The sequence below is a fragment of the Alcanivorax sp. HI0083 genome (assembly GCF_001635175.1).
This window is the reverse complement of record NZ_LWFX01000196.1, coordinates 1-783: the sequence shown is the minus strand read 5'-3', so window position 1 is coordinate 783 and position 783 is coordinate 1. Positions and strand designations below refer to the sequence as shown.

2 protein-coding genes are annotated in these 783 nt (G+C 59.5%); both read left to right on the top strand.

Annotated features, from left to right (window positions below):
* Positions 1 to 16: 16 nt before the first annotated feature.
* Complete coding sequence (locus A3754_RS02065; protein ID WP_255363102.1) at positions 17 to 157, top strand: cbb3-type cytochrome c oxidase subunit 3; 141 nt, start codon at positions 17 to 19, stop codon at positions 155 to 157.
* On the top strand, positions 154 to 783 hold a 630-nt coding region (locus A3754_RS02060), incomplete at its 3' end, for a cbb3-type cytochrome c oxidase N-terminal domain-containing protein (protein ID WP_063518717.1). The genes A3754_RS02065 and A3754_RS02060, both read left to right, overlap by 4 nt.

Here is a 783-nt window from a genome sequence, read left to right as displayed (position 1 = left end):
CGCCCTGTTTACCCTGGTGTTCTTCCTGGCATTTGTTGCCATGGCGGCGTGGGTGTATCGCCCCAGTCGCAAAAAAGATTACGAAAAGCTCGGCTATATCGCGCTGGATGCGGACGAGCGAACAGCCGGGAACCTTGATAAGGGGGACGAGCAATGAGTGACTTCTGGAGTTGGTTCATTATCGTCATCGTCGTTATCAACCTGCTGGGTTGCGGCGGCCTGCTGCTGTGGAATAACCAGATTTCTGCAGAGGAAGCCGCCAAGGAGACCACGGGCCACAGCTTCGACGGCATTCAGGAGCGCAACGCTCCCCTGCCCCGCTGGTGGCTGTTCCTGTTTATCGGCACGCTGATTTTCTCTGCCGTGTATCTGGTGCTGTACCCCGGCTTCGGGAAGTTCGACGGGGTGCTGGGCTGGACCAGCGATAACCAGTATCAGAAAGAAGTGGCCGTGATGGAAAAAAGCACTGGCCCGCTGTTCGAGCAATATGGGCAAGTCGCCATCGAGGAGCTGGTGGAATACCCGGAAGCGCTGGCAGTAGGGGGTCGCCTGTTCGCGAACAACTGCGCCATTTGCCATGGCTCCGATGCCCGTGGCGCCAAGGGCTACCCCAACCTGACCGATGACGACTGGCTGTACGGTGGCGAGCCGGATCAGATCGTCACCTCCATCACCAAAGGGCGCAAGGCAGCCATGCCCCCCATGGCCGCAGCCATCGGCAACACCGATGAAGCAGTACGGGACATGGCGCTGTATGTGCAAAGCCTGAGCCGACCAGGCCGG